Below are 12,620 nucleotides of genomic sequence, written 5' to 3' on the forward strand. Positions count from 1 at the left end.
CGAGGGTGCCTCGGCACCCGGACGCAAGAAGGGATCATAATGCTCGTCAAGATCACCAGCCTACTCGCTGCGGGTGCCATCGCACTCGCCACGCCTGCCGCCGCCAACGAACTGCCCGCAACCGGCGCCATCGATGTCGAGCGTGTCGCTCCCGGTGGCAACGACGCGGAATTCGGCGAACTGTTCGCCAGCTGGGAATCGCTCGAAAATGGTGGCCGGGTCGCGACCAACGGCACGATCGTCGATGCGCCGCAGCGCCTCGCGGTATCGGTGCCTTCGCGGATGCCGATGAACGATCCGACGCTGACCAGCAGCTATGGCATGCGCAGCCACCCGGTGCTCGGCGGCCGCCGCCAGCACAACGGCGTCGATCTCGCCGCGCCGACCGGCACCCCGGTCTACGCCACCGCCGACGGCATCGTCGAAATGGCGCAGTGGTACAGCTCCTACGGCAACTACGTGCAGCTCGGCCACGGCGGCGACATGGAAACGCGCTATGCCCACCTTTCCAGCTACACCGTCAGCGCCGGTTCGCAGGTCCGCCAGGGTGACCTGATCGGTTACGTCGGCAGCACCGGCCGCTCGACCGGCCCGCACCTGCACTATGAAGTGCGCGTCGCCGGCGCCCCGGTCGATCCGCGCCCCTACATGATGGCCAACCTCGACACCGACAACGGCATCGATGCCGCCCGGGGTGGTCCCGAAGATTAAGTTTCCCTTGGACGGGATGTGAAAGAGGCGGGCCGTCGGGTCCGCCTTTTTTGTATCTGCGAAAGAAAGAAGGGAATCAGGCCCTGAGCAGCCGCTCTGCCATCGCCCGCACCTCTGCGCCCATGTCCTCGCGCGCCAGAGCCAGGGCCAGCGTGGCTTCCACGAACCCGACCTTGCTGCCGCAATCGTAACGGTCCCCCGCAAAGGTGACGGCGTGGAACGGCTGGGTGCCGATCATCCGCGCCATCGCGTCGGTCAGCTGGATTTCACCGCCGGCGCCCTTTTCCTGGTTTTCGAGCGTGCGCATAACCTCTGGCTGGAGAATGTAGCGGCCCGAGATGATCTTGTTCGATGGCGCCTCGGCCACCGGTGGTTTTTCGACCAGCCCACGCACTTCGGTCAGCGCGCCGCCGAAATTTTCAAGCGTCGCGCCCGGATCGATCACTCCGTAGCTGGAAACTTCCTCGCGCGGCACCTCGAGCACCGAGATCAGGTTGCCGCCGACTGCGTTATACGCCTCCACCATCTGCGCCATGCAGCCGGGCGTGCCGATCATCATCTCGTCCGGCAGGAGGATGGCAAAGGGCTCGTCACCCACGATGGCGCGGGCGCACCAGATGGCATGACCGAGGCCGAGCGGGACCTGCTGGCGCACGGTGATGATGTCGCCCGGCGTCGCGCGGGTGGCGTCCAGCGCGCTCATGTCCTTGCCGCGCGCGCTCATCGTCGCTTCAAGCTCGTAGGCCATGTCGAAATGCTCGACGATGGCGGTCTTGCCGCGCCCGGTGACGAAGATCATCTGCTCGATCCCGGCTTCCCGCGCCTCTTCCACCGCGTACTGGATCAGCGGACGATCGACGATCGGCAGCAGTTCCTTGGGAATCGCCTTGGTTGCGGGAAGGAATCGCGTGCCTAGTCCCGCGACGGGGAACACGGCTTTGCGGATTTTCTTGTGCGTCGTCATGCGCGGTAACTGGCTTGTGCAGCAGATGCGGTCAACCGGCATTCGCATGAGACCAAAGCCGGTCAATCGTTCGTCCGGCTGTGAACCTTTCCATGTCCAAACCGTTGTCGAGGCGAAGGGAATTACCACATGCTTTTGAAACTCGCCGCCCTCGGGGGCCTCGGCTACCTCGGATACCGCTATTACGAAAAGAACATTGGCCGCTCGCCTGCCGCCTATGCACAGGGAGAGACTGGCGTGCGCAATGCCGGCCCCGCCGCAATGCGCGACAAGCCCGATACCTGGGACAGTGTAAGCGAGGCGAGCGACGCGAGCTTCCCCGCCAGCGACGCTACCGCGAAATACTGACACTACGACCAAGCGATCGGGCGGCATCCTTCGGGATGCCGCCCTTTCTTCAGGTGCCGACGGCGCCGCTTTCCCAGAAGCGCCAGATACGCATCGCCAACTGGTCCAGATCGACATGGTGGCCTGCACCGGGCAGGCGCACCAGCGTAGCCCTGCCGCCAGACGCGCGTTCAAGTTCTTCAGCCGCGGCATAGGCGATCACCGTGTCCGCCGACCCGTGGATCAGCAGCACCGGCTCTGCCACACGCGCGATGGCGGCCACGTTGTCATAACGGTCTGCCAGTAGCGGGCGCGCGACCGCCGGGGCCTGGTCCGCCAGCCGGGTAAAGGCACCCAGCGTGGCCACGCCAGCGACCTCGTGCCGCGCCGCCAGTTCCAGCGCCATGGCCCCGCCAAGCGAGTGTCCGAACAGATAGACGCGCGCCTGCGGTGCCAGCCGCCGTGCCTCGGCCAGCCAGGCCTCGGCGTCGGCCATCAGGCCAGCCTCGCCCGGTTCGCCCGGATTGCCGCCGTAACCGCGATAGGAGGCGACGAGCACACCGTGCCCCCCGGCGCGCAGCGGCTCGGCCCGCGCCGCGCCGACCAGCTGGTTGTATCCGTTGCCGTGGAAGTAGACGACCACGGTGTCGTTGCCCCGTGCTGGTGCCCAGTAATATCCCTGCAGCGCCAGGCCGTCGCCGGTGGTCGCCAGGACCGATGACGGGGCTTCGCCAGCAAAGGTCACCGGCGTCTGTGCCACGGGGACGGGTTGATAGATGCGGTCGCGCATCAGGCCGGCACAGCCTGTGAGGGCAAGGCAGGCGGTGATCGCCGCGGCGTGTCGAATGATTCGCATGAAATTCCCCCTGTTCTTCTCAACAGGTTGCTTCTGCGCAGCTGAATCGCCGCTTTACTGCTCCGCCCGGTCGCGCAGTTCGGCCGTCAGCCAGAGCCGCACGGCGGTGGCGAGCCCCGGCGGGCGGTCCGCCTCCAGCCGCGCCGCATCCACCCGCGCGACCACGGCGTTCAGCGGCAGGCCCTCGCGCTGGGCGGCGCGCTGCAACAGGTCCCAGAACAGGGGCTCCAGACTGATCGAGGTCTTGTGGCCGGCGATCTCGACCGAGCGCTTGACGGGCGGGTGGAATGTTTCGGCCATGGTGCCGCATCCTAGAGCCGCGGCCTGCCTTGCCCTACGATTTTTTCGGGGTGGCGGGGTGGGCATCGCGCATTAAGGCTGGTGTGCATGGCGGGCGGATACGAGGCACTGAGCGAGAAGGAGCGGGAGACGCTGCGCCTGATCCTGCACGGCCACGACGCGAAGTCGATGGCCATCGCGCTCGACCTGTCGGTTCACACGGTCAACGAACGGCTGCGCAACGCGCGGCGCAAGCTGGCCGTGACGAGCAGCAAGGAAGCCGCCCGCCTGCTGTTCGAGCGCGAGAGCGAGGGCCCCCATTTTCTTGGCCACAAGACGTTGGGGGATGCAGCTGACGGGGGTGCGGGCGAGACCGGGGGCAGGGCGTGGATTTCCCGCGTCGCAATCATTGCCGGAGTTTGCATCATGTCCCTTGTTCTTGCCGCCCTCGCCCTGGGTTTTTATCCCAACGCCGCCAGCGAAACCCCGCCGCGTTTCCAGATGGCGGAGGGCGAGGCGGAGGCCGCCGCGCGCCAGTGGCTGGAACTGGGCGATGCGGGTGATGCCGGCGCCTCCTACGCTCTCACCGCCCGGGCCTTTCGCGAGGCGAACACGCAGGCGGTATGGGCGAATGCGCTGGACGAGGTGCGCGCGCCGCTGGGCGCCACGCTTTCGCGAAACCTGATTTCGGCCGAGATGCCGCCGACCCCGCAGGGCTACGTCGTGGTGAAATATCGCACCACCTTCGACAATCGCGCAGGTGCAGTGGAGACGGTTTCGCTATTGCGCGAGAACGGCGAATGGCGCGTGGCAGGAATTTACGTGGAGTAGGCTGTGGGGCCTGGCGACGGCAAAGCCGCCGCCCGGACGTCAGACCGGTTCGACGGCCTCGCGGCCGCCGACCGGCTGGCCGAGCCGGGCGCTGCTCGGCTTCGCCGTTGCATCGGCGCGGGCGTGGCCGCGCCTGCGCCCGTCAGTACATGTGCTGGCCACCGTTGATGCTGAGCGTCGAGCCGGTAATGAACGCGCCTTCCTCGCTGGCGAGGAAACTCACGCCGCGGGCGATCTCGCTCGCCTGCCCCAGTCGGCCAACGGGGATCTTGGCGACGATCTTCTCCAGCACCGTGTCGGGCACGGCGGCAACCATGTCCGTATCGATGTAGCCCGGCGCGATGGCGTTCACGGTGATGCCGAAGCGCGCGCCCTCCTGCGCCAGTGCCTTGGTGAAGCCGTGGATGCCGCTCTTGGCGGCGGCGTAGTTGACCTGGCCGTACTGACCGGCCTGGCCGTTGATCGAGCCGATGTTGATGATGCGGCCCCACTTGCGGTCCTTCATGCCCTCGAACGCGGCCTTGGCCATGTTGAAGCAACCGCCCAGGTTCGTGCGCATCACGTCGTTCCAGTCGTCGAAGCTCATCTTCATCAGCGTGCCGTCGCGGGTGATGCCGGCGTTGTTGACCACCACGTCGATCGGGCCGACCTCGTCCGCGATACGCTGGCAGGCCGCCAGCGTCGCTTCGTGATCGCCAACGTCGAACTTGTAGGCCTTGATGCCCGTCTCGTCGGTAAAGGCCTGTGCGGCCTGATCGTTGCCGGCGTAGCTGGCGACGACGGTGAAGCCATCCCGCAGGAGCGATTCGCAGACAGCGCGGCCGATGCCGCGCGTTCCTCCGGTGACGACTGCTACTCGGGCCATAAGCGTCTCTCTCCTGATTTTTATTGTGTCGCCCATGTCTTAGGAAAGGGCGGCGCGGCGCGCAAAGAAAAACCCCGCCGAAGCGGGGTTCGTTTGGCCGGCGATGATGGGATCAGAACCGGAACTGCGTGCCGATGTAGACGGCCTGGCTATCCTGCTGGTCAACCTCGGGCAACGGCACGATATCGCGGTCCTGCTCGTATCGCACGCCCGCGGTAATATCGAGGTTGCGGGTGAGGCGGTAGCTGCCGCCCAGGTCGAGCATCTGGTCACCCACGCTCGGGCGCGCGTCGGGCTGACGGGCGGCGGGCCGTTCCTCGTCCATCTGGACGCGAGCGGCGAAACGGCTCTGTTCTGCACCCGACCCGCTGCGCGGATTGAAGCTGGCGAGATCGGGCAGGTTGGCATCCGAGAGCGAGCGCGACAGTGCCGCCGACCGGGTCGGCGCGCCAGCGGCCAGGCGAGTCTCTTCCGCCGCGGCGACCGGGCTTTGCGCGAAGCGGCCATAACCGCGGGCAATGCCAAGGTTGTAGCGGGTGGGCGTAACGCGCAGGGTGCTGCCACCCAGCGCGCCCTCGGGCAGCGGGGCGGCGGTCCGGGCGGCCAGCGACTGGGCCGCCAACGACTGGGCGGTCTGCCGGTCCAGCCGCACGGCGACGGTGAGCGAGCGGTCGGCCCGCGAGACGGCGGCACCGGCGGGAGTGAAGCGCATCATCTGCGGCTGGCCATCGGCGCGCTGGGCGATCAATTCCGCCATGTCAGGGTCGGCAGCGGCGGGGGTGAAGCCGATGCGGCTGGCGAGCGGGTTGTCGCCGGCCAGCATTCCCACGGCAAAGACGGAACTGGGCAACGCCACGGCGAGCAGCGTGGCGGACGCTGCGAGCGCCGCCTTTCCTGCCAGACCCTGCCGATACCTGCCCATGGCTGCCATTCTCTCCAAACATCGATGCACGCAAAATGAACGGGCGACTCGGCCCTGCGTCATGACTAGGACTCGCAAGCTAGGCCCCGGTGCCCGCCAAGGCCACGAATTGTCGCCGCGCGATGTGGCTTTTTCCAAAGTGTTGCGCCCATCCCACAACTGGCTGTCGCCGGCTGCGCACATTAAGCAGCGGTTCACGGCCCTGCGGCGCATTGTCCGGCCATTCGTGCAACACGCCTTGCCGCACAGTGCGCGATGCGTATAGAGGCGCAATTCCAGCGTATACAGGACCCATGATGGCTGCTTCCAACACCCGTTTCCTCGTCACTGCCGCCGCGCTTGCGTTCGCGGGGCTGGGGCTGTCCGCCTGTGGTGGGGGGAGCGACGAGCGGCTGCGCACCGACATGGCCGCTGCGCGCACGACCGCGATCGGCGTCAATTCCTACCTCTGGCGCGCCAGCTTGGAGACGCTGTCGTTCATGCCGCTGACCCAGGCGGATTCGAGCGGCGGGGTGCTGATCACCGACTGGTACGTCAATCCCGACACCCCGAACGAACGGGTGAAGGTATCTGTCTCCATCCTCGACCAGGACCTGCGGGCCGACGCGTTGCGCGTTGCCGCCACGCGGCAGACGATGCAGGGCGGGCAGTGGATGGATGCGCCGGTCGCTGCCGCCACCGTGCAGCGGCTGGAGGATATCATCCTGACCAAGGCGCGCGAACTCAGGCGTTCCACCGTCATCTGAACCTCAGCGCCTGCCGCTGCGCTTGCTGGCGAAGTTCGCCAGCCGGGGCGTTGCAGGTGCGACGAACCTTTAATCGCCAACCGGCAGGCTCTAAGGGCGGGGGATGACTTCAGAGAGATTCGATCCCGGCGTTGCCGATGCGCGGTGGCAGGCGGCGTGGGACGCAGCCCGCTGTTTCGAGGCCGACAGCGCGAGCACCAGGCCCAAGAGCTACGTGCTCGAGATGTTCCCCTATCCCAGCGGGCGCATCCACATCGGCCACGTGCGCAACTATACCATGGGCGACGTGCTGGCCCGCTATCGCCGGATGCAGGGGCACGAAGTGCTCCACCCGATGGGCTGGGATGCCTTCGGGATGCCGGCGGAAAATGCGGCGATGGAAAAGGGCGTCCATCCCGCCGGCTGGACTTACGACAACATCGCCACGATGAAGCGGCAGCTGAAGCAGCTGGGCTTCGCGCTCGACTGGTCGAGAGAATTCGCCACCTGCGATCCCGCTTACTACGGCCACGAACAGGCGCTGTTCGTCGACCTTTACGAAGCCGGCCTCGTCTACCGCAAGGAGAGCGAGGTCAACTGGGACCCGGTCGACATGACCGTGCTGGCCAACGAACAGGTGATCGACGGCAAGGGCTGGCGCAGCGGCGCCGAGGTCGAGAAGCGCAAGCTGAACCAGTGGTTCCTCAAGATCACCGACTTTGCCGAGGACCTGCTGGAGGGGCTGGATGGCCTGGGCGGCTGGCCCGACAAGGTCCGTACGATGCAGGCCAACTGGATCGGTCGCAGCCAGGGGCTGGAGTTCCGCTTTGCCGGCACCAATTTCGACGAGGCGATCGAGGTCTATACCACGCGGCCCGACACCGTGTTCGGCGCCAGCTTCGTGGCCGTGGCGGTCGACCATCCGATCGCCCGCGCCGTGGCCGCCACCAGCGCCGAGGCGGCGGACTTCATCGCCCTGTGCAAGAAGGGTGGCACCACCGCCGCGGAACTGGAAACGGCCGAGAAGCTGGGCTTCGACACGGGCCTGAAAGTGGCGCATCCGTTCACCGGGGCGGAGCTGCCTGTCTACATCGCCAACTTCGTGCTGATGGATTACGGCACCGGGGCGATCATGGCCGTGCCCGGGCACGACAGCCGCGACTTCGAGTTCGCCACCAAGTACGGCCTGCCGATCCCGCGCGTGGTCGCCGCTTCGGCTGACGAGGCCGACAGGCCCTTCGCGGGCGAGGCGGAGTCAGGCGACGGCGTCCTCGTCAACTCCGGTTTCCTCGATGGCATGGAGGTCGAGGCAGCCAAGGGCGCGGTCATCGCCCGCGCCGAGGCCGAGGGCTGGGGCAAGGGCACCACGGTATGGCGCCTGCGCGACTGGGGCGTTTCGCGCCAGCGGTATTGGGGCACGCCAATCCCGTTCATCCATTGCGACGCGTGTGGCGTGGTGCCGGTGCCGAAGGACCAGCTGCCCGTCGTGCTGCCTGAGGATGTGGACTTTTCCGTCCCCGGCAACCCGTTGTTGCGGCACCCCACCTGGAAGGACACGACCTGCCCGGCCTGCGGCGCCGCCGCCGTGCGCGAGACCGATACGCTCGACACCTTCGTCAATTCCAGCTGGTATTTCCTGCGCTTCGCCAGCCAGCCGGCGGACAGGCCCTTCGACGCTGCCGAGGTGGCGCAGTGGATGCCGGTCGACCAGTATATCGGCGGCATCGAGCACGCGATCCTGCACCTGCTCTACGCGCGCTTCTGGACCCGCGCGCTGGCGCATACCGGGCATCTGGACGTGGCCGAGCCCTTCGCCAGCCTGTTCACGCAAGGCATGGTCACGCACGAGACCTACAGCCGCAAGGATGGCGCGCGCGAGGTGTATTACGCGCCATCCGAGATCAGCCGGTCGGCCGAGGCTGCCGTGTTGCACGAGGATGGCCAGCCGGTGACGATCGGCAAGGTCGTCAAGATGTCGAAGTCGAAGAAGAACGTCGTCGACCCCGAGGACATCATTCGCGACTACGGCGCCGACGCGGTGCGCTGGTTCATGCTGTCGGACAGCCCGCCCGAACGCGACCTGCCGTGGTCCGAAGCCGGGATCGAGGGCTGCGGCCGCTTCGTCCAGCGGTTGTGGCGCCTGTTCGGCCAGTTCGACGCCAACGCCGCGGGCAAAGACGTGGCGCTCGCCCGCAAGACGCACCAGACCATCGCCGCCGTCGCCGAGGATATCGAGGCGCTGGCCTTCAACAAGGCCGTCGCCCGCCTGTATGAGCTGACGAGCGCCGCGGAAAAGGCCGCGCCGGGCGCCAGCCGCAACCATGCCATCCGCGCGCTGTTGCTGATGGCAAGCCCGATGATGCCGCATCTGGCTGAGGAAGCCTGGCAGCGCATGGGCGGGGAAGGGCTGGTTGCCCAGGCCGCCTGGCCCGAGGTCGATCCCACGCTGCTGGTGGAGGACGAGGTCACCATCGCCGTGCAGCACATGGGCAAGCTGCGCGATACGCTGACCGCGCCCAAGGGCAGTTCCAAGGCAGACCTCGAAGCCCTTGCGCTCGCCAGCGCGAACGTCCAGCGTTCGATCGACGGAGCGGCAATCCGCAAGGTGATCGTGGTGCCCGACAGGCTGGTCAACATCGTGACATGACAAGGGCGCTCACCCTTCTGGCCGCCCTTGCGCTGCTGTCCGGCTGCGGACTGCAGCCGATGTATGCGGGCGGCTCCAGCGGCACCGTTGCGCGCGGCCTGGCGCAGGTCGAGGTTCCCGCGATACCCGGCAACCAGGGCTGGCTGGTGCGCAATGCCCTGAACGACCGGCTGGGTTATGGACAGGCCTCGGGGCAGACCGCAGGGTCGGCGCAGTATCGGCTCGACGTGGTGCTGGACGATCGGCTGGAGGGCCTGGGCCTGCTGACCGACGAGACCATCGGCCGCGAGCGGCGCACATTGCGCGCCCGTTACCAGCTGGTGGAGATCGCCACCGACACCATCCTGATCGATGCCACCGCCGGCTCTGACGCGGGCATCGACGTGGTCGACAGCGAATACGCCACCATCGCCGCCGAACAGACCGCGCTGGAGAACCTGGCAAAGGAAGTGGCCGACCAGATCGTGGCCCGGCTGGCGCGCGTGCTGCGCGACCGGGACCAGTGAAGGCCACGCAGCGCGATCTTGCGCAGGTGCTGCGGCGCAGTGGCGGCGCGATCCGGCTGTTCTTCTTCTGCGGGCAGGACGAGGCGGGCGCCTCCACTGCCGTCGCCCGGCTGGTGGCGGACCTTCCCGACGCGGGCGAGCGGGTCGACCTGTCGGGTGCCGAACTGAAGTCCGATCCCGCGCGGCTGGTGGATGAGGCGCGCTCCACCTCCTTGTTCGGCGATACCCGCCATATCCTCGCGCGGGTTTCCGGCGACGACGCGCACGATGCCGTTGCCAGCTGGTGCGAGCTTGCCGATCGCGGCGCGATGGAGGGCGGCTGGCCGGTGTTCGTGGTCGCCACCAGTGCCACCGACAAGTCACGCACCGCCAAGCTGCTGCTGAAGCGGGCAGACGCGCTGGTGGCGGTCTTCTATCCGCCCGATCTGAAATCCGTCACCGCCGACGTGCGCGCCATGGCCGATGCGGCAGGACTGCGGCTGGGCGGCAATCTGGCCGAACGGATCGCCGGGGCAGTGAACCTCGACGTGCGGCTGGCCCAGTCGGAAGTCGACAAGCTGGCCCTCTATCTCGATGCCGCGCCGCAAAACCCGCGGACTGTCGAGCAGGCGGATTACGACCTGATCGGTGCGCGGACCGAAGAGGACGGCTTCATGCCCCTCGTCAATGCCGCGCTAAGCGGCGAATTGAAGAAGCTGCCGGGTGAGATCGCCCGCATGCGGGAGGTATCGCTCAACCCCGTGGGTGTCGCGTTGGCGCTGGAGCGGCGCGCGGCACAACTGGCCTCGCTGTCCGGCAAGATGCTTCCGGGCGAGGACGTCATGGGTTTCCTCAAGGCACAGGGCGTATTCTTTCGCGAACATCGCGAGATCGCCGACCAGTTGCGTCGCTGGAGCGGCGGCAAGATGGAGCGACTCGTCCCGCGACTCGCCGATCTGCACCGCGCCCTGCTCGCCAACAGCCAGATTGCCGAACTCCTCCTCGCACAGGAACTGACCCAGATCTCGCGCTTCGCTGCGGCTCGTCGCTGACCCCAAGGAAGTATGCAATTCAGGCTTTGCGCTGGCCTTCCAAAAAGGCGCGATAGGCATCGGCAATACCCTCGCGCAGCCCAATGGTCGGTTTCCAACCCAAGGCGGCGAGCTTGTCGCCGCTCATCAGCTTGCGCGGGGTGCCATCGGGCTTGGACGTATCGGTGACGATCTTGCCTTCAAAGCCCACCGCATCGCACACCAGCCGCGCCAGTTCCCCGATGGGCAAATCCTTGCCGGAGCCGAGATTGACGTGCTCTTCGTCCGAATATTCCTGCAGCAGGAAGACCGCGCCGTCGGCAAGGTCGTCCACGTGCAGGAACTCGCGCCGGGGCGTACCCGTGCCCCAGATGGTGATGCTATCGGCGCCCGTCTCCTTCGCCTCGTGCGCCTTGCGGATCAGCGCCGGCAGGACATGGCTGTTGGCAAGGTCGAAGTTGTCGCCGGGGCCATAGAGGTTGGTCGGCATGGCGCTGATGTAATCGCAGCCATACTGGCGGCGATAGGCCTGCACCAGCTTGATGCCCGCGATCTTGGCGATGGCATACCATTCGTTGGTCGGTTCCAGCGGGCCGGTCAGCAGGGCATCTTCGGGGATCGGCTGCGGGGCCATGCGCGGATAGATGCACGAGGAACCGAGGAACAGCAGCTTCTCCACCTCGGCCTGGCGCGAGGCTTCGACGAGGTTCGCCTCGATCATCAGGTTGTCGTAGAGGAATTCGGCCGGATAGGTGTCGTTGGCGTGGATGCCGCCGACCTTGGCCGCCGCCACGATCACCGCATCTGGACGGTTCGCGGCGAACCACGCGCGCACCGCCGCCTGTTCGCGCAGGTCCACCTGCCGGTGGGCGACCAGCACCTCGCAATGTTCGCGCGCCAGCCGGCGGACGATGGCCGATCCGACCATGCCCTTGTGCCCGGCGACGTAGACGCGCTTTCCTGCAAGGTCGTAGGTCATCAGTCGAAGCCCGCGATCGGTTCGGCCTTCATCACCTCCATGTCGGCCAGCACCATCTCACGCGCCAGATCCCGCGGGCTCGTCTCGTGCTTCCAGCCGAGCTGCTCGTTCGCCTTGGTGGGATCGCCCAGCAGCAGTTCCACCTCGGTCGGGCGGAAATAGCGCGGGTCGACCTCGACGAGGCAGCGCCCGTCAGCCTTGCTGTAGGCCTTTTCGTCGATGCCCTCGCCCCGGAATTCAAGCGGCACGCCCGCATCCTCGAAGGCCCAGCGCACGAATTCGCGCACCTCGGTGGTGACGCCGGTGGCGAGCACGTAATCGTCGGGCTGGTCCTGCTGCACCATCATCCACATGCCGCGCACATATTCGCGGGCGTGGCCCCAGTCGCGCTTGGCATCGAGGTTGCCGAGGAACAGCTTGTCCTGCCGGCCCAGTGCGATGGCGGCAGCGGCGCGGGTGATCTTGCGGGTGACAAAGGTTTCGCCGCGCAGCGGGCTTTCATGATTGAACAGGATGCCGTTGCTGGCGTGCATCCCGTAAGCCTCGCGGTAGTTCACCGTGATCCAGTAGGCATAGAGCTTGGCCGCGGCATAGGGGCTGCGCGGGTAGAACGGCGTCGTCTCGCGCTGCGGTACTTCCTGCACCAGGCCGTAAAGCTCGCTGGTCGATGCCTGGTAGAAGCGCGTGGTCTTCTCGAGGCCGGCGATGCGGATCGCTTCCAGCAGGCGCAGCGTGCCGATGGCATCGGCATTGGCGGTGTATTCGGGCGTCTCGAAGCTGACCGCGACGTGGCTTTGCGCGGCGAGGTTGTAGATCTCGTCGGGCCGGGTTTCCTGCACGATGCGAATGAGGTTCGTGCTGTCGGTCAGGTCCCCATAGTGCAGGGTGAATTTCTGGTTGTCGACGTGCGGATCCTGATAGATGTCCTCGATCCGGCCGGTGTTGAAGCTGGAACTGCGCCGCTTGATGCCGTGCACCTCGTAACCCTTTTCGAGCAA

The 12,620-nt window shown here is 66.8% G+C and carries 14 protein-coding genes; 7 read left to right on the forward strand and 7 right to left on the reverse strand.

Features of this window, described 5'->3' with window-relative positions:
* The first annotated feature begins 39 nt into the window (after positions 1–39).
* On the forward strand, positions 40–711 hold the full coding sequence (locus GRI62_RS14340; protein ID WP_131451391.1) for a M23 family metallopeptidase: 672 nt from the start codon (positions 40–42) through the stop codon (positions 709–711).
* A gap of 76 nt (positions 712–787) precedes the next feature.
* Here GRI62_RS14340 and GRI62_RS14345 read toward each other — a convergent pair whose 3' ends face one another.
* The gene (locus tag GRI62_RS14345) at positions 788–1,675 is read right to left on the reverse strand and encodes a UTP--glucose-1-phosphate uridylyltransferase (RefSeq protein WP_131451392.1); all 888 of its coding nucleotides are present in this window, start codon (positions 1,673–1,675) and stop codon (positions 788–790) included.
* 129 nt (positions 1,676–1,804) lie between these two features.
* On the opposite strand from GRI62_RS14345, the gene GRI62_RS14350 reads away from it, so the two are divergent.
* Positions 1,805–2,023 (forward strand): hypothetical protein, encoded by a 219-nt coding sequence (locus tag GRI62_RS14350; RefSeq protein ID WP_131451393.1) that lies wholly within the window; start codon positions 1,805–1,807, stop codon positions 2,021–2,023.
* 49 nt (positions 2,024–2,072) lie between these two features.
* Here the strand turns inward: GRI62_RS14350 and GRI62_RS14355 are convergent, their stop codons facing one another.
* Together GRI62_RS14355 and GRI62_RS14360 are read right to left on the reverse strand one after the other, a co-directional pair.
* The gene (locus GRI62_RS14355) at positions 2,073–2,858 is read right to left on the reverse strand and encodes an alpha/beta hydrolase (RefSeq protein ID WP_131451394.1); all 786 of its coding nucleotides are present in this window, start codon (positions 2,856–2,858) and stop codon (positions 2,073–2,075) included.
* A 54-nt stretch (positions 2,859–2,912) separates the two neighbouring features.
* The gene (locus GRI62_RS14360) at positions 2,913–3,158 is read right to left on the reverse strand and encodes a ribbon-helix-helix domain-containing protein (protein ID WP_131451395.1); all 246 of its coding nucleotides are present in this window, start codon (positions 3,156–3,158) and stop codon (positions 2,913–2,915) included.
* Between the two features lie 87 nt (positions 3,159–3,245).
* Between GRI62_RS14360 and GRI62_RS14365 the strand changes: the two genes are divergently transcribed.
* Positions 3,246–3,968 carry a helix-turn-helix domain-containing protein gene (locus tag GRI62_RS14365; protein ID WP_131451396.1) on the forward strand — a complete coding sequence of 241 codons (723 nt, stop codon included), beginning with the start codon at positions 3,246–3,248 and terminating at the stop codon, positions 3,966–3,968.
* A 142-nt stretch (positions 3,969–4,110) separates the two neighbouring features.
* Here GRI62_RS14365 and phbB read toward each other — a convergent pair whose 3' ends face one another.
* Both phbB and GRI62_RS14375 read right to left on the reverse strand, forming a co-directional pair.
* Positions 4,111–4,833, reverse strand: a complete 723-nt coding sequence (phbB, locus tag GRI62_RS14370; protein ID WP_131451397.1) for an acetoacetyl-CoA reductase — start codon at positions 4,831–4,833, stop codon at positions 4,111–4,113.
* 112 nt (positions 4,834–4,945) lie between these two features.
* Positions 4,946–5,755, reverse strand: a complete 810-nt coding sequence (locus GRI62_RS14375) for a hypothetical protein (protein WP_131451398.1) — start codon at positions 5,753–5,755, stop codon at positions 4,946–4,948.
* A 296-nt stretch (positions 5,756–6,051) separates the two neighbouring features.
* On the opposite strand from GRI62_RS14375, the gene GRI62_RS14380 reads away from it, so the two are divergent.
* From GRI62_RS14380 to holA, 4 genes are all read left to right on the forward strand, one after another.
* Positions 6,052–6,501 (forward strand): DUF3576 domain-containing protein, encoded by a 450-nt coding sequence (locus tag GRI62_RS14380; protein ID WP_131451399.1) that lies wholly within the window; start codon positions 6,052–6,054, stop codon positions 6,499–6,501.
* 103 nt (positions 6,502–6,604) lie between these two features.
* Positions 6,605–9,127: a leucine--tRNA ligase gene (gene leuS / locus GRI62_RS14385; protein WP_131451400.1), complete on the forward strand. Its 2,523-nt coding sequence runs from the start codon at positions 6,605–6,607 to the stop codon at positions 9,125–9,127.
* Positions 9,124–9,633, forward strand: coding sequence for an LPS assembly lipoprotein LptE (gene lptE, locus GRI62_RS14390; protein ID WP_131451401.1), 510 nt, complete (start codon positions 9,124–9,126; stop codon positions 9,631–9,633). The genes leuS and lptE overlap by 4 nt, the downstream gene beginning before the upstream one ends.
* Positions 9,630–10,664, forward strand: coding sequence for a DNA polymerase III subunit delta (gene holA / locus GRI62_RS14395; protein ID WP_131451402.1), 1,035 nt, complete (start codon positions 9,630–9,632; stop codon positions 10,662–10,664). The genes lptE and holA overlap by 4 nt, the downstream gene beginning before the upstream one ends.
* A 19-nt stretch (positions 10,665–10,683) precedes the next feature.
* Here the strand turns inward: holA and fcl are convergent, their stop codons facing one another.
* Positions 10,684–11,622 carry a GDP-L-fucose synthase gene (gene fcl / locus GRI62_RS14400; RefSeq protein ID WP_131451403.1) on the reverse strand — a complete coding sequence of 313 codons (939 nt, stop codon included), beginning with the start codon at positions 11,620–11,622 and terminating at the stop codon, positions 10,684–10,686.
* Positions 11,622–12,620: GDP-mannose 4,6-dehydratase (gene gmd / locus GRI62_RS14405; RefSeq protein ID WP_160731900.1), on the reverse strand; the 999-nt coding region annotated here is incomplete at its 5' end. The genes fcl and gmd, both read right to left, overlap by 1 nt.

The organism is Aurantiacibacter arachoides, from assembly GCF_009827335.1.
GTDB classification, from domain to species: domain Bacteria; phylum Pseudomonadota; class Alphaproteobacteria; order Sphingomonadales; family Sphingomonadaceae; genus Alteraurantiacibacter; species Alteraurantiacibacter arachoides.